The 24,262-nt window shown below is 64.4% G+C and carries 21 protein-coding genes, 1 rRNA gene and 1 riboswitch; of the genes, 9 read left to right on the plus strand and 13 right to left on the minus strand.

The features are described 5' to 3' along the window. Nucleotides 1-115: ribosomal RNA gene (locus VK804_RS16215) — 16S ribosomal RNA — on the minus strand; the annotation flags it as partial. An 871-nt stretch (nucleotides 116-986) separates the two neighbouring features. On the opposite strand from VK804_RS16215, the gene VK804_RS16220 reads away from it, so the two are divergent. Continuing rightward, complete coding sequence (locus VK804_RS16220; RefSeq protein ID WP_325371992.1) at nucleotides 987-3,050, plus strand: M23 family metallopeptidase; 2,064 nt, start codon at nucleotides 987-989, stop codon at nucleotides 3,048-3,050. Nucleotides 3,051-3,082: 32 nt separating this feature from the next. Here the strand turns inward: VK804_RS16220 and clpB are convergent, their stop codons facing one another. Beyond that, nucleotides 3,083-5,722, minus strand: coding sequence for an ATP-dependent chaperone ClpB (gene clpB, locus VK804_RS16225; RefSeq protein ID WP_325371994.1), 2,640 nt, complete (start codon nucleotides 5,720-5,722; stop codon nucleotides 3,083-3,085). Nucleotides 5,723-5,947: 225 nt separating this feature from the next. On the opposite strand from clpB, the gene VK804_RS16230 reads away from it, so the two are divergent. From VK804_RS16230 to VK804_RS16240, 3 genes are all read left to right on the plus strand, one after another. Next, entirely contained in the window at nucleotides 5,948-6,724 is a 777-nt protein-coding gene (locus tag VK804_RS16230; RefSeq protein ID WP_325371997.1) for an MOSC domain-containing protein, read from the plus strand. Between the two features lie 141 nt (nucleotides 6,725-6,865). Continuing rightward, nucleotides 6,866-7,798 carry a YARHG domain-containing protein gene (locus tag VK804_RS16235; protein WP_325371999.1) on the plus strand — a complete coding sequence of 311 codons (933 nt, stop codon included), beginning with the start codon at nucleotides 6,866-6,868 and terminating at the stop codon, nucleotides 7,796-7,798. Then, complete coding sequence (locus VK804_RS16240; RefSeq protein ID WP_325372001.1) at nucleotides 7,795-8,580, plus strand: M15 family metallopeptidase; 786 nt, start codon at nucleotides 7,795-7,797, stop codon at nucleotides 8,578-8,580. Before VK804_RS16235 ends, VK804_RS16240 begins: the two co-directional genes overlap by 4 nt. A gap of 111 nt (nucleotides 8,581-8,691) precedes the next feature. Here VK804_RS16240 and VK804_RS16245 read toward each other — a convergent pair whose 3' ends face one another. Then, the gene (locus VK804_RS16245) at nucleotides 8,692-9,390 is read right to left on the minus strand and encodes a TIGR02594 family protein (protein WP_325372003.1); all 699 of its coding nucleotides are present in this window, start codon (nucleotides 9,388-9,390) and stop codon (nucleotides 8,692-8,694) included. Between the two features lie 256 nt (nucleotides 9,391-9,646). Here VK804_RS16245 and VK804_RS16250 point away from each other — a divergent pair, with 256 nt between their 5' ends. After that, nucleotides 9,647-10,513: an alpha/beta hydrolase gene (locus VK804_RS16250; protein ID WP_325372005.1), complete on the plus strand. Its 867-nt coding sequence runs from the start codon at nucleotides 9,647-9,649 to the stop codon at nucleotides 10,511-10,513. Nucleotides 10,514-10,698: 185 nt separating this feature from the next. Here the strand turns inward: VK804_RS16250 and metW are convergent, their stop codons facing one another. Both metW and metX read right to left on the minus strand, forming a co-directional pair. Next, nucleotides 10,699-11,367, minus strand: coding sequence for a methionine biosynthesis protein MetW (metW, locus tag VK804_RS16255; protein ID WP_325372007.1), 669 nt, complete (start codon nucleotides 11,365-11,367; stop codon nucleotides 10,699-10,701). Beyond that, nucleotides 11,364-12,563, minus strand: coding sequence for a homoserine O-acetyltransferase MetX (metX, locus tag VK804_RS16260; protein ID WP_325372009.1), 1,200 nt, complete (start codon nucleotides 12,561-12,563; stop codon nucleotides 11,364-11,366). Before metX ends, metW begins: the two co-directional genes overlap by 4 nt. 92 nt (nucleotides 12,564-12,655) lie before the next feature. Further along, a riboswitch (SAM riboswitch) is annotated at nucleotides 12,656-12,735 on the minus strand. A 218-nt stretch (nucleotides 12,736-12,953) separates the two neighbouring features. Here metX and VK804_RS16265 point away from each other — a divergent pair. The 3 genes from VK804_RS16265 to VK804_RS16275 are packed head-to-tail and all read left to right on the plus strand — an operon-like array spanning nucleotide 12,954 to nucleotide 15,862. Then, the gene (locus VK804_RS16265) at nucleotides 12,954-13,787 is read left to right on the plus strand and encodes a chorismate mutase (RefSeq protein ID WP_325372011.1); all 834 of its coding nucleotides are present in this window, start codon (nucleotides 12,954-12,956) and stop codon (nucleotides 13,785-13,787) included. A 39-nt stretch (nucleotides 13,788-13,826) separates the two neighbouring features. Further along, nucleotides 13,827-14,924 carry a histidinol-phosphate transaminase gene (locus VK804_RS16270; protein ID WP_325372013.1) on the plus strand — a complete coding sequence of 366 codons (1,098 nt, stop codon included), beginning with the start codon at nucleotides 13,827-13,829 and terminating at the stop codon, nucleotides 14,922-14,924. Beyond that, nucleotides 14,921-15,862, plus strand: a complete 942-nt coding sequence (locus VK804_RS16275; protein WP_325372015.1) for a prephenate/arogenate dehydrogenase family protein — start codon at nucleotides 14,921-14,923, stop codon at nucleotides 15,860-15,862. The genes VK804_RS16270 and VK804_RS16275 overlap by 4 nt, the downstream gene beginning before the upstream one ends. A gap of 269 nt (nucleotides 15,863-16,131) precedes the next feature. Here the strand turns inward: VK804_RS16275 and VK804_RS16280 are convergent, their stop codons facing one another. From VK804_RS16280 to VK804_RS16295, 4 genes are all read right to left on the minus strand, one after another. After that, nucleotides 16,132-16,614, minus strand: a complete 483-nt coding sequence (locus VK804_RS16280; RefSeq protein WP_325372017.1) for a hypothetical protein — start codon at nucleotides 16,612-16,614, stop codon at nucleotides 16,132-16,134. A gap of 23 nt (nucleotides 16,615-16,637) precedes the next feature. Further along, entirely contained in the window at nucleotides 16,638-18,209 is a 1,572-nt protein-coding gene (locus VK804_RS16285; RefSeq protein ID WP_325372018.1) for a porin, read from the minus strand. Nucleotides 18,210-18,551: 342 nt separating this feature from the next. Then, on the minus strand, nucleotides 18,552-18,803 hold the full coding sequence (locus tag VK804_RS16290) for a hypothetical protein (protein WP_325372020.1): 252 nt from the start codon (nucleotides 18,801-18,803) through the stop codon (nucleotides 18,552-18,554). Nucleotides 18,804-19,097: 294 nt separating this feature from the next. Beyond that, entirely contained in the window at nucleotides 19,098-20,285 is a 1,188-nt protein-coding gene (locus VK804_RS16295) for a DUF2125 domain-containing protein (RefSeq protein WP_325372022.1), read from the minus strand. A gap of 171 nt (nucleotides 20,286-20,456) precedes the next feature. Between VK804_RS16295 and VK804_RS16300 the strand changes: the two genes are divergently transcribed. Beyond that, nucleotides 20,457-21,014: a gamma-glutamylcyclotransferase gene (locus tag VK804_RS16300; RefSeq protein WP_325372024.1), complete on the plus strand. Its 558-nt coding sequence runs from the start codon at nucleotides 20,457-20,459 to the stop codon at nucleotides 21,012-21,014. A 122-nt stretch (nucleotides 21,015-21,136) separates the two neighbouring features. Here VK804_RS16300 and VK804_RS16305 read toward each other — a convergent pair whose 3' ends face one another. From VK804_RS16305 to VK804_RS16320, 4 genes are all read right to left on the minus strand, one after another. Continuing rightward, the gene (locus VK804_RS16305) at nucleotides 21,137-21,598 is read right to left on the minus strand and encodes a VOC family protein (RefSeq protein WP_325372026.1); all 462 of its coding nucleotides are present in this window, start codon (nucleotides 21,596-21,598) and stop codon (nucleotides 21,137-21,139) included. A 99-nt stretch (nucleotides 21,599-21,697) separates the two neighbouring features. After that, on the minus strand, nucleotides 21,698-22,471 hold the full coding sequence (locus VK804_RS16310) for a 1-acyl-sn-glycerol-3-phosphate acyltransferase (protein WP_325372028.1): 774 nt from the start codon (nucleotides 22,469-22,471) through the stop codon (nucleotides 21,698-21,700). A gap of 11 nt (nucleotides 22,472-22,482) precedes the next feature. Continuing rightward, nucleotides 22,483-23,199 (minus strand): YdcF family protein, encoded by a 717-nt coding sequence (locus VK804_RS16315; protein WP_325372030.1) that lies wholly within the window; start codon nucleotides 23,197-23,199, stop codon nucleotides 22,483-22,485. A gap of 88 nt (nucleotides 23,200-23,287) precedes the next feature. After that, complete coding sequence (locus VK804_RS16320) at nucleotides 23,288-24,259, minus strand: ABC transporter permease (protein WP_325372058.1); 972 nt, start codon at nucleotides 24,257-24,259, stop codon at nucleotides 23,288-23,290. Nucleotides 24,260-24,262 lie beyond the last annotated feature (3 nt).

Consider the following 24,262-nt stretch of genomic DNA (forward strand, 5'->3'; position numbering starts at 1 on the left):
GTTCCCACGCGTTACTCACCCGTCTGCCGCTGACGTATTGCTACGCCCGCTCGACTTGCATGTGTTAAGCCTGCCGCCAGCGTTCGCTCTGAGCCAGGATCAAACTCTCAAGTTGGACTTGAAACTTCAAACCGGCTGATCACAACGTTTGACGAGGTCCCACCATTTTTTGTCAGCCGAAGCCAACAAGCTGCCTGCGATTCACATCGCGGGCAACGATGGTGTAACCTATGTAAACGTGTACCGCCGAAGTCTTTCGTCCAGCCTCGAAACTTGAATACTTGCGTATCCAAACAATCGAGACTCGCAAGGACTCCGCCGTCCACGTTTCTCTTTCTTCATCTTCACTTGTCAAACAGCCCGGGGTCCGAAGGCCCCTCTCCCATCGCTGGGAGCCTCTCCTCCCCTCGGGGAGGTCGCGAAAGACCTCACTCGACGGCAAATGACAACCGATTGTCATCGGCTGTTGATTCACTCATCTTAGTGAGGAGCTTCACGGGCACGAAAACATGCCTTGGCCATGGGCCAAGACAGCGCCGCGCTCAGTGGGCGGTTTATAAGCCCGCCCGATCGGCATTGTCAACGGTTGTTGTCAACAAATCGTCGCATCGGGGGATAGTTTCTTGCACCGCGAAGAAGTCTCGATTTTTCAGGACTTCGCGCCGTACTTGAGCCACAATCCTGCGACGTTCTGACACCTAGGTAAGTAACTGAATCGTCGGATGCCAGTGGGGGCTGCCGACATTCGTTCTGCCGAGGGGAGGCGATTTCAATGTACCCGTCGCCTTTTCCTTACGGCCTGCAAACATTCGAGAGATCGGCAGACCAATAGTTGTTCGTGATCCGGCCGGCTCTTGGCCCCTTGTTCCCGAACATCCATGCGGCGTTGCCATGAACTCCCGGACCTGCGCTTTTAGAGGGTGGCGAGGGTCGGGGATGGGCGAAATATCTCGTCGAATGTTGATGGAATTTGGGGGGACGGTGGTTTGAGCCACAGGACGTCACGCGGGGGCGGCTACGGACGCGAGACCGGGATCATCGATCTTGGTCACGAGCCGCCGCTTTCCGTCGACGGGACCGAAGCCGCCGTCATCGACCGCCGCCGCGTCTCCGTACAATGGTTTAGCGGCACCATCCTGACCGGACTGTGCGGCGCGGCTCTTATCGGCGGCGCCGTTTTTGCTTCCCTCGACGGTGAAATGACCTTCGCCAAGGTGCCGGAACGGGTCGAGGGCGCATTGCGCGGCGCGTTCAGCGCCAACGACAAGACCGCCAGCCTGCGCAAGAGCGACCGGCTGCCGCCGCCGGGCGAATCGACGGCCTCGCGCAACGTCGTCAGGGTCTCCACCGTCGCCCGCGTCGGCAACCGCGACGTCATGCGGGTCCGTCCGTTCATTCGCATCGCCGGCAACCTGTCGATGACGACCAGCGATCTCAGCGCCAAGATCCCACCGTTCAACGCCCAGCGCATGCTGAGCGATGTCGGCGCCCCGCCTCCGGCCGCCGCCGACGATGCGGATGCCGCAGCCGATGCGGCCGAACCCGATGCCGAGGTCTCGTTCGTCACCAAGGACCTGGCGCCGGTGCTGCCGAAGGCGAAACTCGCCGCGGTGGTCGCGCTCGACGACATATTGATGCGGGTGCGCGATGCCTCGAACTGGCACGGCAGCAGCACCGGCGTGCGTTACGCAGCGCTTGCCAATGCCGCGGCCGATGTCAGCGGCGCGCAGCCGGAACTCAAACTGGCCTACGCCACCGAAGGCGGCGTCGCCGCCGACCCCTATGCCGGCTTCGAGACCCGCGTGGTGCCGGAAAACGTCACCCTGCTGCCGAAGACGAAGGATCAGGTCACCGGCGGCAATGCGTCGGGCGAGCGCGTCCACCTCGTCAAGAAGGGCGATACCGTCACCTCGGTGCTGCGCGACCAGGGCGCCACGCCGGAAGAAGCCAAGGCGATCGCCACCACTCTCGGCCCGCGCGGCCGTGACGGCGGACTGAAGGAAGGCGAGCGGCTGCGCATCCTGATGGCGCCGGCCGCGCCCGGCCAGCGGCTGCAGCCCTACCGGGTAATCGTCGCCAACGATTCCGCCGTCGAAGCCGTTTCCGCGCTGTCCGATCTCGGCAAATATGTCGCCGTCGACGTGCAGAGCATGAACACCGTCGCCGAGGCGCCCGACAACAGCGACGACGACGATGACGATGGTTCGGGCGTGCGGCTCTACCAGAGCATCTACGAGACGGCGCTGCGCAACAAGGTGCCGGCGAGCGTCATCGAGGACATGGTCCGGATCTACTCCTACGACGTCGATTTCCAGCGCAAGGTGCAGCCCGGCGATTCCTTCGACGTGTTCTATGCCGGCGAGGACGAAGCCACGATCAGCACCGAGAAGAACGAGGTGCTGTTCGCTTCGCTCACCGTCGGCGGCGAAACCAAGAAATATTATCGCTTCCAGACCCCCGACGACGCGGTGGTCGACTACTACGACGAGACCGGCAAGAGCGCGAAGAAGTTCCTGGTGCGCAAGCCGGTCAACAACGCCATCATGCGATCGGGCTTCGGCGCCCGCCGCCATCCGATCCTCGGCTTCGTCAAGATGCACACCGGCGTCGATTGGGCCGCGCCCTACGGCACGCCGATTTTTGCCTCCGGCAACGGCGTGGTCGAGAAGGCCGAACGCGAAGGCGGCTACGGCAATTACATCCGCCTCAAACACGCCAACGGCTATGAGACCGCCTACGGCCACATGTCGGCCTTTGCCAAGGGCATGGAGCCCGGCAAACGGGTGCGGCAGGGCCAGGTGATCGGCTTCGTCGGATCGACCGGCATGTCGACTGGCGCCCATGTCCACTACGAAATCCTGGTCAACGGCCGCTTCGTCGATCCGATGCGCATCAAGCTGCCACGCGGCCGCTCGCTCGACGGGGCGCTGCTGTCGGGCTTCGAGAAGGAACGCGACCGGCTCGATGCCATGATGAACAACCGCGGCAGCGCCGCGCGTATCTCGGACGCCACGGGATCTACCGGCGTGCGGCAGATCAGCAATCGCTAACGCCGCGGACCGACGAGCGTCGGCGCTTCGCCTCAGTTCAGCTTCCGCTTCGACACCGGCGCCTCGAATTGCGCGATCTCGGCGGTCTTTGGCGCCTTGCCGTTGAAGGTCAGCACGTTGCCTTTGGCCGAAATCGCGACGCGATCGCCGTCCTTGACCGAGCCTTCGAGGATCATCTCCGCCAGCGGATCCTGCAGGTTGCGCTGGATCACCCGCTTCAGGGGACGGGCGCCATAGGCGGGATCCCAGCCCTTGGCGGCGAGCCAGTCGCGCGCCGCCGCATCGAGCGTCAGCGTGATCTTGCGATCCTCCAGCAGCTTTTGCAGCCGGCCGAACTGGATCTCGACGATCCGGCCCATCTCGCTCTTCTGCAGGCGGTGGAACAGGATGATCTCGTCGACGCGGTTGAGGAATTCGGGGCGGAAATGCGCCCGCACCATTCCCATCACCTGCTCGCGCACCGCGGAGGTATCCTCGCCCTCCGGCTGGTTGACCAGATATTCCGATCCCAGATTCGAGGTCATGATGATCAGCGTGTTGCGGAAGTCGACGGTGCGGCCCTGGCCGTCGGTCAGCCGGCCGTCGTCGAGCACCTGCAGCAGCACGTTGAAGACGTCCGGATGCGCCTTCTCGATCTCGTCGAACAGCACCACCTGATAGGGCCGCCGCCGCACCGCTTCGGTCAGCGCGCCGCCCTCGTCATAGCCGACATAGCCCGGAGGGGCGCCGATCAGCCGCGACACCGAATGCTTCTCCATGTATTCGGACATGTCGAGCCGGACCATCGCGGTCTCGTCGTCGAACAGATATTCGGCGAGCGCTTTCGTCAGCTCGGTCTTGCCGACGCCGGTCGGCCCTAAGAACATGAACGAGCCCATCGGGCGGTTCGGATCCTGCAGGCCGGCGCGCGAACGGCGCACCGCGGTCGCCACCGCACGCACGGCTTCGGCCTGGCCGACCACGCGCTTGCCGAGCATGTCTTCCATGCGGAGCAGCTTGTCCTTTTCGCCCTCCAGCATCTTGTCGACGGGCACGCCGGTCCAGCGCGACACCACCTGCGCGATGTGGTTGGCGGTGACCGCCTCCTCCATCATCTCGCCGGAATTTTCCTTGGCTTCGATCTCGGCGAGCCTCTTCTCGAGCTCGGGGATCCGGCCATAGGCCAGTTCGCCGGCGCGCTGATACTCACCGCGGCGCTGGGCGTTGGCGAGTTCGACGCGGAGCGCATCGAGCTCGGCCTTCAGCTTCTGGGCGTTCGACAGCTTGTTCTTTTCCGCGCTCCAACGCGCGGTCAGAGCCACCGACTTCTCCTCGAGATCGGCGAGTTCCTTGTCCAGCGTCTGCAGGCGGGTTTTCGAGCCGAGGTCGCTTTCCTTCTTCAGCGCTTCCTGCTCGATCTTGAGCCGGACGATCTCCCGGTCCATCGAATCCAGTTCCTCCGGCTTGGAATCGACCTGCATCTTCAGCCGCGCCGCGGCCTCATCCACCAGGTCGATCGCCTTGTCGGGGAGGAAACGGTCGGTGATGTAGCGGTTCGACAGCGTTGCCGCCGCCACAATCGCGGAATCGGTGATGCGCACGCCGTGGTGCTGCTCGTATTTGTCCTTCAGCCCGCGCAGGATCGAAATGGTATCCTCGACGGTCGGCTCGGAGACGAAGATCGGCTGGAAGCGCCGCGCCAGTGCGGCGTCCTTTTCGACATGCTTGCGATACTCATCCAGCGTGGTCGCGCCGATGCAATGCAATTCGCCCCGCGCCAGCGCCGGCTTCAACAGGTTGGACGCATCCATCGCACCGTCGGCCTTGCCGGCGCCGATCAGCGTATGCATCTCGTCGATGAAGAGGATGATGCTTCCTTCGGCCCCGGTGACTTCCTGCAGCACGGCCTTGAGCCGCTCCTCGAACTCGCCGCGGTATTTGGCGCCGGCGATCAGCGCGCCGAGGTCGAGCGACAGCAGCTTCTTGTCCTTCAGGCTCTCCGGCACGTCGCCATTGACGATTCGCAGCGCCAGCCCCTCGACGATCGCGGTCTTGCCGACGCCGGGCTCGCCGATCAGCACCGGATTGTTCTTGGTGCGGCGCGACAGCACCTGGATGGTGCGGCGGATTTCCTCGTCGCGGCCGATCACCGGATCGAGCTTGCCGTCATGCGCCGCCTGGGTCAGGTCGCGGGAATATTTCTTCAGCGCGTCATAGGCGTTTTCGGCGGTCGCACTGTCGGCGGTGCGGCCCTTGCGGAGCGCCTCGATCGCCGCGTTGAGGTTTTGCGGCGAGACGCCGCCCTTGCTCAGGATCTTGCCGGCGTCGCTGCCCTTGTCGAGCGCCAACCCGAGCAGCAGCCGTTCGACGGTGACAAAACTGTCGCCGGCCTTTTCGGCCGCCTTTTCCGCCGCATCGAAGGCGCGCGCCAGTTCGGAGGCAAGATAGACCTGGCCGGCGCCGCTTCCGGAAACCTTTGGCAGCTTGTTGAGCGCCTCCTCGGTTGCCTTGAGGATGGCGCGCGAGTTGCCCCCGGCACGGTCGATCAGGCCGCTTGCCAGGCCTTCATTGTCGTCCAGCAGCACCTTCAGCATATGCAGCGTCGAAAACTGCTGGTGCCCTTCGCGCGTCGCAAGCGACTGCGCCGACTGGATGAAACCGCGCGCACGCTCGGTGTATTTTTCAATATTCATGGTTCTTCCCTCAGCCTGCCGCTCCGCCCATCAGGCACGGATACGGCATCTTCATTGGGGATCCGCGGGGCGCCGCATTGACATTCCTCAACCGGCCGCGGTCGTCGTCGCCGACATTTGCGCCGGCTTGAGGCAGATGTGGGAAGGACCTCGGCGAAACGGAAGAGGCGTTTTCACAAATTCGTGTGCGGTGGCCTCGGGGCGGGAAATCCCCTAATAAGCCGGATGTCCCTCGCCCAGCCCCCCAGGATCGCCGGCCTCTATCGCTATCCCGTCAAGGGCCTCTCCCCGGAACCCCTGCCCTCGGTCGCGCTCGAGCCGGGCCAGACCTTTCCGGCCGATCGCCGCTACGCCATCGAGAACGGCCCCAGCGGCTTCGACCCGGCCGCTCCGGCGTGGCTGTCAAAGGCGCACTATTTGATGCTGATGCGCAACGAGCGGCTGGCCGGGCTGCAAACGCATTACGAGGACCGCACCCACCTGCTCACCATCCGCGAGGGTGGCCGGGTGGTCGCCCGCGGCGACTTGGAGACCACGGAAGGCCGCGCCGCGATCGAAGCCTTCTTTGCGTCGAATTTTTCCCCCGAACTCAAGGGGGAGCCAAAGGTGCTGTCGGGCGGGAACCACAGCTTTTCGGACGTCGCCAAGAAGGTTGTCTCCGTCATCAATCTCGGCAGCCTCAGGGCCATCGAGAACCTCGTCGATGCGCCCGTTCATCCGCTGCGCTTCCGCGCCAACCTCTATGTCGAGGGATGGCCGGCCTGGCATGAGCTTGGACTGCTCGACCAGACGCTCGCGATCGGCGAGGCGCGGCTCAAAGTCGTGAAGCGGATCGTCCGCTGCGCCGCCGTCAACGTCAACCCCGACACCGCGGCGCGCGACCTCGAGATCCCGCCGGCGCTGATGCGCCGTCTCGGCCACGCCGACTGCGGGGTCTATGCCGAGGTCATCGCCGGGGGCGCCATTGCCACCGGCGATGACGTGGCGACCGAACGGTCGTAGCCGGGTGAAGCAACGGCGCCTGCCGGGCAGCAAGCCGCACCAACCCGTCTCCGAAACATCTTACTATTTCCGGTTGCACACGCTAGACTTGTGCCGCGCCGCGGTTGAGCGGAGATCGATAGTTCGGGAGCCGTCATGGCCATGATCATGGTTTCATATCGGCGTGCCGACGCCCAGGACATGGCCGGCCGCATCGCCGACTATCTGATCGCCAAATACGGCGAGAAGTCCGTATTCTTTGACGTCGACAGCATCCCGACCGGGGTCAACTATCACACCCGGATCGAGGGCGCGATTCTGAAGTGCGACGCGATGGTCGTCGTGATCGGGCTGGGCTGGCTCGGCAAGAATCTCGGCAAGAAGCCGCTGCGCATACACGATCCGGGCGATCCCGTGCGGGTCGAGATCGAAACCGCGCTGCAGCACAAGAAGGCGATCCTTCCGCTTCTGGTGAACGGGGCGAAAATGCCGGAAGAGACCGAACTGCCGGACACGCTACGCGAGTTTCATTCATACAACGCGGCCAAGGTCGATTCCGGCTCGGACTTCCGCATGCACATGCAACGCCTGATCGATTCCCTCAACGAAACGCTGGGAACAACGGGAGCCTCGGATGACCCATCGATACTGCCCAAGCCGACGCGCGCGCCGGCGCCCTCCTGGCTGTCGCGCTACTTGGTCTATGGCGCAGCAGCGCTGATCACCATCGCGGTAGGGCTCGGCGTCTTCTTTGAATGGAGGGAGCCTGTCGATCCCGCCACGCCGCCGAATGCGGCTTCGCCGGCGATCCCGCCCGAGATAACGGCGCGGGCCAAGCAACATGGCGGGTTCATTTTCCCGGACTCCGACCAGCGGCTGCTTGGCGAACAGGACCTCAAGGGTCTGTCTCTGCTCGAGCTGCGCATCGCACGAAACGAGATTTTCGCGCGGCGCGGGCGATTTTTCGTCGACCAGATATTGGCCAGTTATTTTTCGCAATTTTCCTGGTATCACCCGCGTCAGGTTGATGTAGACTTGAGCGCGCTTGAGACGACCAACGTCAACAGCATCGAGCTCGCGGAACGTCAGAAATGAGGGGTGCCTGCCTGGTTGCATTGTGGCTCGCATCTTTTCCCATCTCCGCCTCCGCCGATCCCAAACTCGACGCCCTGATCGCAGCCTACCCGGACAAGCTCGCCTCCTATACCGACACCGAACTGGTCTGGAAGGATGGATCGCGGATGCCGCTCGGCAACCCGCATCCGAACAAGCCGTTTGCCGAAATGCTCGACCGGGCCGACATTCGCGACCAGTTCGCGATTCCCTACCCGCTGGCGAGCGCGCCGTTCCAGGCGCCGGCGGCCGACGCGGACCCCGGCCGCATCCGCAACGACGGCTTTTTCCTGAAAATGTATGGCGACTGCCGCAAGGGAGAGGTGTCTGTCAACCTGCGCGCGGTTGCCTGGCTGCCGAACCACGGCGGCGGCACGGTTCGCGCGACCGCGATCAACGGCGTGGCCGATCAGCTGGAGAAGGTTTCGCGCGAGCTTGATCTGCTCCCCGCGCCGATGATCAAATATCTCGTCCCGATGTCCGGCATCTACTACTGCCGGCCGATCGCAGAGACGGGCCGGCTGTCGGTGCACGCCTATGGGGCGGCTATCGATATCAACGCCAAATTCGGCGATTATTGGCTTTGGGCGAAGCGTCTGGACGGGTCGATCGTCTGGCGCAACCAGATTCCGGAGAAAATCGTCGAGATTTTCGAACGCTACGGCTTCATCTGGGGCGGCCGCTGGTACCATTTCGACAGCCTGCATTTCGAGTATCGGCCTGAATTGATCGCTCTTGCCAAGCAAGGTTGGCCGCGCGATTAGGTCCTCTCTGTGGAGCGCAGGTGGCGAAGCAATCCAGTCTGCGTCAGGAGATTGCTTCGCGACACCTGTCACGGCACCCGGATCACGGCACCCGGACGATCGTCTGCGCGGTCAGCCGGTCGGCATGACGTAGGCGTAGATCCGGCCGCGCGACACCGGCGCTTCCCGGACCCGGTTGCCGTTGTTGCCGGAGATCATGATCGGATTACCCTCGGCGTCGATGCCGGTGATGATCCCGACATGTCCGCCGCCGCGGCGCCCCATCACGGCGATGGCGCCAACCTGCGGACCGGAGACCCGCTGGCCATAGCGCGCGAACGAACTTGCCATGTCGGAGCCGGTGCCGCGATAGCCTGATTGCTGCAGCACCATGTTCATGAATCGCGCGCACCACAGGCTGCCGCGGCCGGTCGGATTGCCGCCGATGTAGCGGCGGGCCGCGGCGACGATGTTCGGCGAACCGAAGCCGCCTGAGGTCGCCATGCCGCTGGAATAGCTGCTCGACGGAATACTGGCATTGGCGTCGGCCAGTCCCCGCGTCCGCATCTGCGCGACGCCGGCATCCCAGCGCGACAGGCGCGCGAGGTGCCGGTTCGCGAGATGCCGGTAATGACGGATGTGACGAGACGCGTAGTGCCGTCTGGGGTAACGGCTCACATGACGCGGGAAGGCGTGCCGCGTAGCGCCGTGGTGAGACCTTGCTGAAGCCGGGGAGACCGAGGCGACGACCGCCGCCGAACCCAATGCCAGCGCGACGACAAGGGGAGAGACCCTGCGAAGCAACCGGCAGAACGCAACCAACTGAATCATACTCAATCCTCTTTGACACACCCCCATTCCCATCGGCCGGGTGCGCCTTCGTTTTGGAAAGCGCACCGGGAGCCGACATCCGCGGCTCGTATGCAATTCCCGTTATGGCGAGAGCAAGACGCGATGCGGCGCTGCGGAAACGGTTTCGGGGTGATTCCGCGATGATTCCTTGACGAGGGAACCCTCTTCCCGCCTCATTGCAGCCGCGAGCATTAACTGCGATTTTCGGCAAGCCGCCAACGAGAAGGAAACTCAAATGCCTCACGCCGCAACGAGCGACAATGTCCGTCTCTATTTCGAGGAGGCGGGCGAGGGAATGCCGATCATCTTCCTGCACGAATTCGCGGCCGACCACACCAATTGGGAGCCGCAGATGCGATACTTCTCGCGCGGCCACCGCTGCATCGCCTATTCCGCCCGCGGTTATACGCCCTCGGATGTGCCGGCCTCGGCCGAGGTCTACACCTACAGGCATTTCTACACCGACGCGCTCGCGGTGCTCGATCATCTCGCAATCGCCAGGGCGCATTTCGTCGGCCTGTCGATGGGTTCCTATTCCTCGCTGCAGATCGGCCTCAACGCGCCCGAGCGCGCGCTGTCGATGACGCTGGCCGCGGTCGGCTCAGGCTCCGCCATCGAAAATCTCGAGGCCTTCCGCACCCATTGCCGAGCCAATGCCGAACAATACGAGGCGATCGGCTCGGTCGAGGTCGCGAAGGCGACGCGCGAGGCGCCGAGCCGGATCCCCTTCCTGCTGAAGGACCCGCGCGGCCACGCCGACTTTTACGCAGGCTTGGCGCGGCACGACGCCAGGGGCTCGGCCAACACCATGCGCAGTTTCCAGGGCGGCCGTGCCTCGATTTACACCCTGACCGACGCCATCAGGAAGATCCCGACGCCCGCACTGATCATCTGCGGCGATGAGGACGACGGCTGCATCGAGCCGAGCCTTTTCTTGAAGAAGCACCTGCCCGCGGCGGGACTGGCGTTTTTCCCGAAGACCGGCCATGTGCTCAATCTCGAGGAGCCGGCGCTGTTCAACGAAATGGTCGAGCGGTTCATTACGCTGGTCGAAGCCGGCCGCTGGCCGGTGCGCGATCCGAGATCGATGGCGGCGGGATAGGAATTCAATGCATCCAAGACGGCGGTGAACTCCCTCTCCCGCTTGCGGGGGAGGGCCGGGGTGGGGGTGCCTCCGCAGACGCCGGCGCTTGTGGAGACATTCCCCCACCCGCCGCGCTCTTCGAGCGCGTCGACCTCCCCCGCAAGCGGGAGAGGTGCAGCGCGCGCCCGGGGCACATGCGAACTTTACCTCGCCTTGCCCGCGCGGCTGAGCAGGAAGACGCCCTGCTCGCCGAACATGTTCCAGAACCACCAGGGCAGATTGACCCGCAGCGGCCGGCCGTAGAGATCGAGGGCTACCGCACGCTCCATCTTGACGTTGATCTCGTCGCAGAGCTGCACGAAATCCTTGATGGTGCAGAAATGGATGTTCGGCGTGTCGTACCAGGTCGCGGGCAGGTTTTCGGTGCGCGGCATGTGGCCGCCGACCAATAGCTGCAGCCGCATCCGCCAGAAGCCGAAATTCGGGAACGAGACGATGGCGCGCCGCCCGATCCGCAGCAGGTTCTCCAGCACCACTTTCGGCTGCCGCGTCGCCTGCAGCGTCTGCGACAGGATCACGTAGTCGAAGGCGTCGTCGGGATAGTTGACCAGATCGGTATCGGCGTCGCCCTGCACCACCGCGAGCCCCTTGGCGACGCAGCGGTTGACGCCCTCGCGCGACAGTTCGATGCCGCGGCCGTCGATGCCGCGGCTTTCCAATAGCTGCAGCAGGTCGCCGTCGCCGCAGCCGACGTCGAGCACCTTCGAGCCGCGCTCCACCATCTCGGCGAGCAGCAGATGATCGCCGCGATAATGCCCGGTGTCCGGCCGCGCCATGCCGTTCAGCGGCAGGACCTGTTGCTGCATGGTCATGCGGGCGGCCTCAAGCCACGCGCCTTGCCCGCCGATTGCAGGAAAGCACGCGAGATGTCGAAGAATTCGGGCACATCCAGCAGGAAGGCGTCATGCCCTCGGTCGGTCTCGATCTCGGCGAACGACACCCGCGCGCTGGAGGCATTGAGCGCATGCACCAACGCCCGCGACTCGGTCGTCGGAAACAGCCAGTCGCTGGTGAACGACACCACGCAGAACCTGGTTTGGATGCCGCGAAACGCCTGCGCCAGCACGCCATGATGGTCGGCGGCGATGTCGAAATAGTCCATCGCCCGCGTCAGATAGAGATAGCTGTTGGCGTCGAAGCGCTCGACGAACGACGAGCCCTGATAGCGCAGATAGCTCTCGACCTGGAAATCCGCATCGAACGAGAATGTCGGCAGGTCGCGATCCTGCATCCGCCGGCCGAATTTTCGGTGCAGGGCTGCGTCGGAGAGATAGGTGATGTGCCCCGCCATCCGCGCCACCCCGAGCCCGCGATGCGGATGGGTGCCTTCTTCGAAGTAGCGGCCGCCGCGCCAATCGGGATCGGCCATCACGGCCTGGCGGCCGAGTTCGTGGAATGCGATATTCTGCGCCGAATGCCGCGTGCTGCAGGCAACGGCCAGCGCTGAGAACACACGATTGGGATAAGCCGCGGTCCACTGCAATGCCTGCATGCCCCCCATCGAGCCACCGGTGACACACAGTAGCGTTTCGATGCCGAGCCGATCGAGCAGCATGGCCTGCGCCCGCACCATGTCCGGTATCGTGATCATCGGAAAATCCAGCCCCCACACTTTTCCCGTTGCGGGATTGGTCGAGGCCGGGCCGGTCGACCCCATGCAGCCGCCGATCACGTTCGAGCAGATGATGAAATATCTGTCGGTGTCGAGCGGGCGGCCAGCACCGACCATGATGTCCCACCAGCCCGATTTGCCGGTCAGCGGGTGCACGTTGGCGACATGCTGATCGAGGGTCAGGGCATGGCAGATCAGAACCGCATTGGAGCGATCGGCATTGAGTTCGCCATAGGTCTGGTAGGCGATCTGGAAGGGGGAGAGATCGATGCCGCAATCGAGCGGCAATGGCTGATTGGCGCCGAACGCCGCGACAAGCGAACTCGGATGATCCGCCTCGTGCGACCGCTCCTCGGCGTGGATCGCGGGACTAGGTACTGACTTTACGTTTACCATCTTGTTACCGACCTCCATATGGAGGTTCCTTGCGAAACCACCACGGAAATCAGGCCATAAAAAACCCGGCCTGAACGTAAGTTCGACCGGGATCACTTCTGTCCCCGGCCTGTTTAGCGAGTTGTTTAACGTGGCTGCAAGCCGGCCGGCTCAAATGACCACGGGACGGTTAAATACTAGTCACTGGGGCGCTTTTCGTCAAGGCGAGCCCATGGTTAACGGCGGGGCGCGCGGGCGATGGTCGGGATTGCCCGTGCTTCCGGACCCCGCGAGGGGCCCGCGCACTTGCGCCGTTTCGAACCATGAGACAGAACGGGCTTTCATCCTTCGAGACGCGGCGAAGACGCCGCTCCTCAGGATGAGGAGAGAGTATTTCGCCGGATCATCCACATGTCCCAACAGCCCCCCGCTCCGCCCTCGCTCGACGTGCTGCGCCAGGAGATCGACAGCATCGACGAGCAGGTCCACCGCCTGTTGATGGCGCGCGGCGACATCATCGACCGGCTGATCCAGGTCAAGCAGACCCAGGAGGTCGGCTCCGCGTTCCGTCCGGCACGCGAGGCCGCGATGATGCGGCGGCTGGTCGAACGCCATCGCGGCATCCTGCCGATCGACACCATCGAGAGCATCTGGCGGGTCATCATCTCGACCTTCACCTATGTGCAGGCGCCGTTCTCGGTGCATGCCGATGTCTCGGTCGGCGAATCCGCGATGCGGGATTCGGCGCGGTTTCATTTCGGCTTCGTGGTACCCTATGTTTCGCATTTCAGCGCCCAGGCCGCCGTCGAGGCGGCGGCGAAATCGAAGGGCGACCTGGCGCTGGTCCCGGCCGCCTCCAGCCGCACGCCGTGGTGGATTGCGCTGGAGGCCGCGGGCAGCCCGAAAATCATCGCGCGGCTGCCGTTCCTCGAACGCGCCGATCACCCGGCGGCGCTGCCGGTGTTCGTGGTGTCGCGCGTCTCCGACAGCGCCATGGTGACCGAGGTCGAGACCTGGAGCGTGCGGGTATCGGGCTGGAACGCCGAGACCGCGCGCGCGCTGTCGCCGCTGGCCGACATCGTCGCGGTGCCCGACACCGCCTTCGACGGCGCGGCACTCCTGGTGTCGATCGCGCGCCCCAACAGCCTGGACAAGATCAGGTCGGCCCTGATCGAGGCCGGCGCCTCGGTGCGCTCCGCGGCCCTCGTCGGCAGCCATGCAACGCGCTATACGGTGCCCCGCTAGTGCCCAGCTCTCGCATTCCCTGATTTTCCGGAGTTGAAGATGTCCCGCCCCGTGCCGAATCCCGGCATTCTCGAGATTGCGCCCTACACGCCCGGCAAGAGCCCGGTGCCGGAGCCGGGCCGCAAGGTGTTCAAGCTGTCGGCCAACGAAACTCCGTTCGGGCCTTCGCCGAAGGCGATTGCGGTCTACAAGGAAGCGGCGGCGCATCTGGAAGATTATCCGGAAGGCACCTCGCGGGTGCTGCGCGAAGCGATCGGCCGCACGTTTGGGCTCGATCCCGACCGCATCATCTGCGGCGCCGGCTCCGACGAGATCCTCAATCTGCTGGCGCACACCTATCTCAGCCATGGCGACGAGGCGATCTCCACCGCCCACGGTTTTCTGGTGTACCCGATCGCGACCAAGGCGAACGGCGGCATCAACGTGGTGGCGCCCGAGACCAACTTCACCGCCGACGTCGATGCGATCCTGAAAGGGGTATCGCCGCGCACCAAGCTGGTCTGGCTCGCCAACCCGAACAACCCGACCGGGACCTATTTGCCGTTCGACGAGGTCAAGCGGCTGCGCGCCGGATTGCCGGCGCATGTGCTACTGGTGCTCGATGCCGCCTATTCGGACTACGTCTCGCGCAACGATTACGAGCTCGGCATCGAGCTTGTGGCCACCACCGACAATACCGTGATGACGCACACCTTCTCCAAGATCCACGGGCTGGCCGCGCTTCGGATCGGCTGGATGTTCGGCCCAGCCCATATCGTCGATGCGGTCAATCGAATCCGCGGGCCCTTCAACGTCTCGACGCCGGCGATGCTGGCGGCGGTGGCCGCGATCGAGGATACCGCGCACCAACAGATGTCGAAGGCGCATACCGAGAAGTGGCGCAACTGGCTGACGCAGGAAATTACAAAACTCGGCCTCAAGGTGACGCCGAGCGTGGCGAATTTCGTGCTGGTCCATTTCCCGCTCGAGAAGGGCAAGACCTCGGCGGAGGCCGATGCGTTCCTGACCAGGCGGGGCCTGGTGCTGCGCGCGCTGAACAATTACGGACTGCCGCACAGCCTGCGCATGACCATCGGCACCGAGGAGGCCAATCGCCTCGTCGTCGAGGGCCTGCGCGACTTCATGGCGCAGACGTGAACGCCGCGCCGTCATTTCAAAAGATCGCGCTGATCGGCTTCGGCCTGATCGGCGGTTCGATCGCGCGCGCCGCGCGCGCGCAGGGGCTTGCGGGCGAGATCGTCACCACCGCGCGCTCGGAAAAAACCCGCGCCCGGGTCAGGGAGCTCGGCCTGGTCGATGCCGTGGTCGAGACCAATGCGGAAGCGGTGCGGGACGCCGATCTCGTGATCCTGGGCATTCCGGTCGGCGCCTGCGGCGCAGTCGCCGAAGAAATCGCGGGCCATCTCAAGCCGGGCGCGATCGTCTCCGATGTCGGCTCGGTCAAGGGCGCGGTGGTGCGCGAGATGGCGCCGCATCTGCCCGCGGGCATCCATTTCGTGCCGGCGCATCCGGTGGCCGGCACCGAGCATTCCGGCCCCGATTCCGGTTTCGCGGAGCTGTTCATCAACCGCTGGTGCATTTTGACCCCGCCCGAAGGAACCGATCCGGACGCGGTCGAGCGGCTGCGCGCGTTCTGGGCAGCGCTCGGCGCCCGGGTCGAGATCATGACGCCCGACCACCATGACCTCGTGCTCGCGATCACCAGCCATCTGCCGCATCTGATCGCCTACACCATCGTCGGCACCGCCGACGAGCTGGCGCAGGTCACCTCCTCCGAAGTCATCAAATTTTCCGCCGGCGGTTTTCGCGATTTTACCCGGATCGCGGCCTCCGATCCCATCATGTGGCGCGACGTGTTCCTCGCCAACAAGGAAGCGGTGCTGGAAATGCTCGGCACTTTCAACGAGGACCTCTCGAAACTGACCCGCGCCATCCGCCGCGGCGACGGCCAGGCGCTGTTCGACCATTTCACGCGCACCCGCGCCATCCGCCGCGGCATCGTCGAGATCGGCCAGGATTCGGCCGCCCCCGACTTCGGCCGCCCGCATGCGCAATTGGGGAAGAAGCCGGAGTGACCCTTTCGTCGTCCCGGCGAAGGCCGGGACGACGGTTGGGTGTGGCCGGAGGTCGCAGCTGAACATCATCATTGCGAGCCAACGGGTCGCGCGTACGCGCGCCCGATGATAAACTCAGCGAAGCAATCCATCTTTCTTGTTGCTGCATGGATTGCTTCGTCGCATGCGCCTTCGCCCGAAGGCGGGCTTCGGCGGACAAGAGTGCGCCTCGCAATGGCGGGAAGACACACCGACGGGAAGACACACCACCGCGATTTCGCCCCCAACCCTCACCCGGCGATCCTCGCGAGCCCCAGCCGGCCGAGCGAGCCGGCGCCGATCTGCATCATGATCCCGGCGAGCCACCACGAACCGATCAGCAATTCCCACGCGCCCAGCGGGGGCGCGTCGAACACGATGGCGTAGACCGATGCCAGCGCGGCGAGCGCGGCCAGAAATGTCCCCGTCGCGCTCAAGAGTTCGATGCCGTCGACACCAGGAAGGCCGACCCGCGCCGCAGCGCCGATACGGGTTGTGCCTGGCCTTGGAATATCGATCCCCAGATAAAATCCGGCGATGCCAACCAGGATCATCGCGGCGATGAACCCGATCGAATCGAATGGATCGATATTGGCTTTTGCCAGATAGGCGGCGACGAAGGTTCCGCCCATCGCGCCCGACATCGACAGGCCGATCCGTCCGACGACATGGGCGAGGCGGCTGAGCGGGTGACCGCTTTTGCTTCCCGGGCCGCGATCTCTTTCATTCAGCATGATGGTCTCCTTCGTTTTTGACTTCAGAACTGGAACCGCAGGCCGACGGTCGGATCGATCGAGGATCGCTGCAGGAAGCCGTTGGCCAGACCATTCGACACCTGCGACCACATGATGCCGGCATAGGCATCGAAGCGTTTTGCGAAGCGGTAATCGGCGACGAAGGAAACGGCATCGAGCTGTCCGCTGCACTGCGCCAGGCTGGCGTTCGCGCAGTGCGCCGCGTTCAGGGTCGCGGGCGTGCCGCCTTCAAAGCTGTTCTGTTCCTCGTGGTAATAGGCGACGCTGAGATCGAGGTCCGGCCTGACCGCATATTTCACGCCGCCCCAGGACACCTGGAGGATCTTGTCGGTGGTGAAGTTGGTGTTGTTGACCGTGCCGAGCGAATAACCGCCGACGATGAAATTGCCGGCCGCGAGCGGGTTTTGCGGGTTGGCGAACTGCATATGCTCATAGCCGCCATAGAATTTCACCGGCCCGTACACGTACTTTGCGAGCAGCATGACGCTGGTGTTGTCGGAGACGGTGCCTGCGACAAAACCGTTTCCGGGATTGATCAGCGAAGCCGGCAGCAGCGTGCCCGCCGGCAGCGGCGCCGAGACGATCGCATCCTCGACGTGGCTGACGATCGCATCCAGCGACAGGCCCAGATAATCCCCGCCGATCTGTCCCTGAAAGGCGTTGCCCGCGCCGCCGTTCAGACCGGATCGGAGCTGGGCTTCCACGGCGGTGCGGAACGGACCCACATTGACGGCGTATTTGAAGGAATTGTCGAAGATGCGATCCTCGGTATCGCCGGCGCCGCCGGTGGCGCCCTGAAAACCGATCAGCGAGAACGCGCCCGAATTGTTCATCGGATCATAATTGGCTACGCCATCGGACGTCAGCGCGTTCTGCCGGCCGTAGGTCAATGTTCCCCAGACTGGCGAACTGAGGCCGGCATAGGCCGCGACATTGAAAGCCTGGCCGTCCTTGGCCGAGTCGGCGAACGAATTCTGCGCGCCGATCGCCAGTCCGTTGTTTTGCACGATCGAGCCGAGCCCGTCCGAAAGCCTGCCCGACTGCGGGTTGAACCCGGTCTGCAGATTGAAGACGGCGGACAGCCCGTCGGTCAGCTCCTGGTTTCCCTTCAGCCCGATGAACGAGGAACTCAGCGCGTTCGGGCCGACGCCGAAGTAGGAGCCGTTGCTGTTCTTCGAGATCAGATAATTCAATCCGAGCCCTGCGGTGTTGCTCAGCGGGGCACCGTGATTTTGATAGGTCACGCCCATATCGACCAGGCCGTAGAGCGTCACGCCGTGCCAGGTCAGGCTGTCATCTGCCGGCGGCCTCTTGACCGCCTTGTAGGCCCGGGTGTCGGCAGCCATTGCATCCACCGCGGCAGCCGGCCGCGCCACGGCCGCGGGCGATCTTTCCCGCCGCGCCTCGAGCTTGCGCTGCCGCCTTTCGAGTTCGGCTATGCGCCTCGTCAATAGCTGATTCTGTTCGCGAAGCTGTTCGGATTGCGTCTTGATATCTGACAGTTCGCCCGCATGTGCCGCCACAGCCATCCCGAACACGGCCGTAACGCAAGTCATCCCCTTGAGTAGTTTCACTTGAACCTCCCGCCCGGGAGGAAGCCGATACGCCTCCCGCACATCGCACCCTGGTCAGGTGTGTGCGTGCTTCCTCCGACAGCGAGACTTGAGTTCGGGCGCGGATATTCGCGAACACGAGATGATTTCGCATCACGTTTTGCTCACGCTAAAATGTTGGAATTTTTTCTCAATCAGCTGAGCGCGCGAAAAGCCGCTGCGGCAGTGGGAGAACTTCGAACGCAAAAAAGATGGGCTCAGCCGAGGTATGGCCGAGCCCAGTCAGTTGGGGGCAACATGACGAGGGAGACGCGCGAATTATTCCAAAAGCGACGGCGGGAGATCCAGGATCGCGCTCTCTCCTCAATATGGCTTGACGCGGTGGGGACGACGGACGGGAAGCGGATGCGACATGGTCGCGCCACGCAGCTGCGCCATGGCGTCGGCGGGACCCGACGACCCGAGGCCGAGATCGCCATTGGGATGATAGAGATCGGCATTGGGATGATAGAAAGCGTAGGCGCCGGGCTCGTCGATGACGGGTTGGGCGAGTGCCGGCGCAGCGGTCGCCGCCGACAGAATGACGGCCGCGGCAAGAAGGGGGTGTCTGGTCATTGTCGTTCTCCACGGTGCTGACCGATCGCGCATCGGCGCGGGTCCTCTACTAGAGTAGCTCACGATGGCAGCTATTCCCGCGGAGAGGAGCCGTCGAGGAAATCCGCCCATCACGGTTTAGCGAGCGGAGATTCCCCGCTCGCAGGTGATGATGAAAACGGCGTGCTTGCCCCGGACGCTGCGCAGCACGAAGTGACGCGCTGCAGAGCCGGGGCCCATGGTTCATTCAATGCAAATGGGTCCCGGCTCTGCGGCGCAGCGCGAAGAACTCTGCACCGCGTCCGGGACACGGCATCAAAACAGCGGCGGCACCTGGCCGACCTTCAGCGGGCCGACATACACGGTGCCGTCGACGAAGCGCAGCGGAAAGGCGCGCGCCTTCTTGCCTTCCAGCACCGCCTCCTTGCCGAAATTGCGGTAGGCCATGACGACGCCGGCACCGGCGTTCTGCTTGACCGCCTTGCCGAGACCGGGAATCGCGCGGTCCAGCGCGCCGAAAAGATTGTTGAGGTCCTGCGTCTTGACGCCCGGCGCGACGCGATCGAGCGTCGCCTGCGGCACGCCCTCCTCCAACATCTTTTCGATGCCAAGTGCCGGAATGATCTTTTCGAAGCCGGCCAGGGTCATCTGCAACTCGCCGTCGAGCCGCCCTTGCGCGTTGATGCCGAGCGTGCCGGCGGCGACCGCGATGACATCGCCCTGCTGGATTCGCGATTGCACGATCTCGGCATGGCCGCCGGCGGCGGCGATTTCGCGAAACCGCTCGGGCCAGGGTTTTGGGGAAAAATCCTTCAAGCCGCTCAACATCACCCGCGCGTCGGCGTCGAACGGCTGGGCGAGCAGCGGATGCACCTCCTGCACGCTGCCGCCTTCGATTCTCAAGACGCTTTCGATCACGGGATGATCGACGCTTGAGCCTTCGGCGAGACGGCCATGAAGCTCGATATGCCGGGCTTGCGCCAGCGGCGCCGATACCGATCCGTTGAGGCGATCGATTTCGGGATCGTCGAACACGATCGAGGCCCGCTGCGGCACGGCGGGCAATCCCACCACGCTGGAGCGGGCGGTCTTCCAGTTCATCGACATCGCCGGCGCGCCTTGCGAATCGGAGATCGTCGCGGGCGCCGTGAATTCGGCGATCACAAGTTTCGGATCGTAGACCTGCGCCACCACCAGGATCTCGCCGAGCCTTGCCGTCAGCGGCGGCTGCGTCCCCGCGGTCTGCGAGACCAATGACACGCTGGCCCCGTCACAGCGTACCTCGAGCCGGAACGGGAAGCCCGCCACCGATCGCCGCGCGCAGTCGTAGACCCGTCCGGATTTGGCCTCCTGCGCACGCCAGGCGTCGGCTTTGACATCGACTTCCGAGGCCGCATAGAACCAGAACGCGCTCCATGCGATCGCGGCGATCAGGACCAGCACAGGCATGAAGAACAGGCGCCAAAGCGGGCGCCGGCGCGGCGCGAGGGTCAGTTCGGACATGCGGCGACCTTTGACCGGTGATTTTGTCAATTAAGCGATGCCGGCCGACACAATCAAGTCAACGCTGGTCAATTGACGCCTGCCGGTTAATCGAAGGCTTTGGTCGATGAATGCAGCGGACAGTGGATTTCCACTTCGCAACAAAACCATCTTCTGATAGCCGTGCGCGCGATGCCAGCGACCCGCCAGAGCCAATCGGAGCCAGCCGACCTGTGGGTGTTCGGCTATGGCTCGCTGATGTGGCGGCCGGGTTTTGAGTTCATCGAGCAGGTTCCGGCGCGGCTGATCGGCGAGCACCGGGCGCTGTGCGTCTATTCGTTCGACCATCGCGGCACGCCCGAGAAACCCGGCCTCGTGCTCGGGCTCGATCGCGGCGGCGCCTGCCGCGGCGTCGCGTTCCGCGTCGCTAGCCGGCTGCGCGGCGCCACCATCGACTATCTGCGCGGCCGCGAGCAGACCACCCATGTTTATCGCGAGGTGATGCGCTCGGTCTGGCTGGAGAACGAGGCGCGCCAGCGCGTCAGCGCACTGGCCTATGTGGTCGATCGCGGCCATGTGCAATATGCCGGCCGGCTGACGCTTTCCGAACAGCTGCGCTACGTCCAGCAGGGCCACGGCCGCTCCGGCAACAACCGCGACTATGTGCTGTCCACGGTGAAGTCGATCGAGGCGCAAGGATTCCGCGATGCGCAATTGCATCAGCTGGCGCTGATGCTGCACGAGGGATGAATCGTAGCCCGGATGGAGCGAAGCGTAATCCGGGGAAATAGCGTGCAACCGTCACCCCGGATTGCGCTTCGCTCCATCCGGGCTACGAACTCAGCGTTGAGTTGTCGAGCCACGCGTCTTCCTCAGCCGTTCTGCGTACCATCGGCGTAGCCGCCGCCGATCTGCGCGCCGGGTGCGAACAGGCCCTTGCCCGGCACGTGATTGATCTCGAGCCTGGTGCCGTCGGGATCCTCGAACAGCACGGAATAATAGCCGGGGGCAAAGCCGTCCTCGCGCGGTTCATGAACGATCTTGGCGCCAATCCTGACGAGGAAGTCATGGGCCGCATCGACGTCGCCGCGCTCGCGCGCGCGAAAACAGTGGTGATGCAGCCCCACCGAACCCTGGCGAAATCGCTGGCCTGCATATTCAGGAGCCGGGGCATGGACGCCAAAGCCGGTACGGCCTCCAACGCAATAGAACGTGTTTTCACTGTCGGCGACGACGCTAAGACCCAGGAACGGCAACAATTGTCCATAGAAGGCGCGCGCGGCCGCGAAGTTTCCAGCCGTGATGAACGTATGGGCGACACCGTTGATTTCCACTCGTCCGTCCTCCCCGCATCATGGCGCTTGTCATATTCAGTCAGCTCGATGACCGCCAGTATTCTTCCTTCTCCCCTTGTGGGAGAAGGGAAGAACGCGTTACGTCTCTGCCTTCGCCTTCCCCGGCACGCCGCCAAACAGTTGCGCCTGCTCGGCGCGCGCGGTTTCCACCAGCGGCCTCGTGGCATCCTCGATCACGGTCGAGACCCGCGTGATGAATTCGCGGCGCGACAGGCCGGGCGGCAGCGGATCGAGAAATTCGACCACCAGCGTGCCGGGATAGCGCATGAAGGTGCGGCGCGGCCAGAACAGGCCGGAATTCAGCGCCACCGGCAGGCAGCTGACGCCGCAATCGACATAGATCTGGGCGATGCCGGTCTTGTAGTCCGGCTTGGCGTCAACAGGCCTTCGCGTGCCTTCCGGGAAAATGATCAGTTGGCGGCCGCGCCGCACCGCCTCGCCGGCGCGCCGCGCCATCGCCAGCAACGAGCGGCCGCCGGCGGCGCGGTCGATGGCGATCATGCCGCATTTGACGAGGTACCAGCCGAACAGCGGGATCCAGGTCAGCTCGCGCTTGAGGATGAACAGCGGCTGCTCGAAGAACTGCAGCAGCGCAAAGGTTTCCCACATCGACTGGTGCTTGGAGGCGACGATCAGGGGCCCCTTCGGAATCTTTTCGAGCCCGCGATAGTCGACCCTGACGTTGCAGACGACGCCCAATAGCCAGATGCTGCTGCGCGCCCACAGGCCGGCGATGTTGATGATGGCGCGGCGCGGCATCACGAAAGTCGGGATCGCGACGAGCATCCAGAACACCAGCAAGAGATAGAACAGCACTTGATAGACCAGCGAACGCAGAAAGATCGAAACCATCTGCAATCCGATCAATTGGCTTGAGCCGTTGCCGGCCGCTGCGGCAGTGATCCGGTCGGCTGGTCGGCCGCCTCGGGCATCAGGTCGAGGCCTAAATCCGCCAGCCGCACGCGCAGCTCGGCGGCGACGTATTTGGCATATTCCGACAGCAACAGCCGGAACGTTGCGCCATTGGTCCACCACGGCTCGTCGCGCCATTTCTCGCCGACCACCGCGAACGGAACCAGCTTGATGTCGGGCATCGCATGCGACAATTCGACGATGGCGCGCGGCATGTGGTAGTTCGAGGTCACCACGATCAGCGACTTGAAGCCGCGCTCGTGGACCCAGCGCCGCGTCTCCGCGGCGTTGGAGCGGGTGTTGACGGCGGAGCGGTCGAGATCGACGCAGCAGCCGAGCAGCGACTGGTTGTCCGGCAGGGAGCGGGAAATATCGCTCGCCGCATTGGTCGGATGCACGCCGGAAATCAATAGTCGCTTGCCATAGCCGCCGGCCAGAAGTTCCATCGCGTCCGAGACCCGCGAGGAACCGCCGGTCAGCACCACGATGCCGTCGGCGTGGCTGGCCGGTTCGGCCTCGGCGCCGCGCAGCTGCGACAGGAATCCGACGAAGCCAAGCGCGGCGGCGACGAACACCACCGCGATGGCTGCGACCAATGCGGCGCGCAGCCGGCCGCGTGGCGCGGCAGCCGGCGCGGTCGGCGAGCTATCGTCGGGTAGCGAACTCATGCTGTAACAGTGCCCCTTCCCCGGTGCGAGTGTAGAACGTTTTCGGACCAAAAGGAGCCCGGTTCCAAAGGCTATTCGGCCGTCCGCGTCAGTCGATGTCGTCGAGCGTTGCAAACAGCGTTCGCCGCGAGGCCCAGGCGGTGATCGCCGCGATCAGGACGGCCTGGGCAGCGAGCGCCAGATAGCCGGACGGGCGCAGCGAAAACGTCCCCAACAGTGCTGCGAACTGGTCGCCGACCGGGGTGCCCGAGAACCAGCCGGCGATCGATTCGGAGAAGCCAAAGCCGAGCATCGCCACGCCGCCGCCGATCAGGCCGCCTTCCAGCCCGAGCCGCAGGAAATGCCGCTGGAAGCGGGCGGCGATGTAGCGATCGCCGGCGCCGACGAAGTGCAGCACTTCGACGATCGGCCGGTTGGCCGCCATCGCGCCGCGGGTGGCGAACGAGACCGAGATGATGGTGGCGATGATCACCAACACCAGGATGCCAATGCCGGCGAACACGGTCGCCCCGGTCATCGAGCGCATCCGCTCGATCCAGGCGCGGTGATCGTCGACGGTGGTCGATGGCGCCGCCTGCGTCACCGCCTTGCGCAAGCCGACAAGGTCGAGCGCGGTCCCCGGCTGGGCGCGGGCGACGATGACCCGCGGCACCGGCAAATCGTCGAGCGACAGCCCGCTGCCGAGCCAGGGTTCCAGCAGTTTTGCGGATTCGTCCTTGGTGAACGGCCTCGCCTCGAGGATGCCGGGCTGGGCGCGGATCGCCTCCGTCACCGCGGCGGCGTCGCGGTCGAGATCGCGCCCCGCCGTGGGGCGCACCTGGATGGTGATTTCGCTTGCGACCTCCGACTGCCACTCCGCCGCCGAGGCGCTGACCAGGAGCACCGCGCCGGTCGTGATCGAGGCCAGGAAGGTCATGATGGCGACGACGGCGACCAGCGCGCGGCCGGCGATCGAGGCGCGCGGCACGATCGGCGACAAATTGCGCGCGCGCGCCGGCAACCGCGGACGCTCGTTGCCGAGGTCCACCAGCGGGCCGTGCGGGTCGTCCATCCTGTTCATCGA

The organism is Bradyrhizobium sp. (assembly GCF_035484855.1).
GTDB lineage: Bacteria > Pseudomonadota > Alphaproteobacteria > Rhizobiales > Xanthobacteraceae > Bradyrhizobium.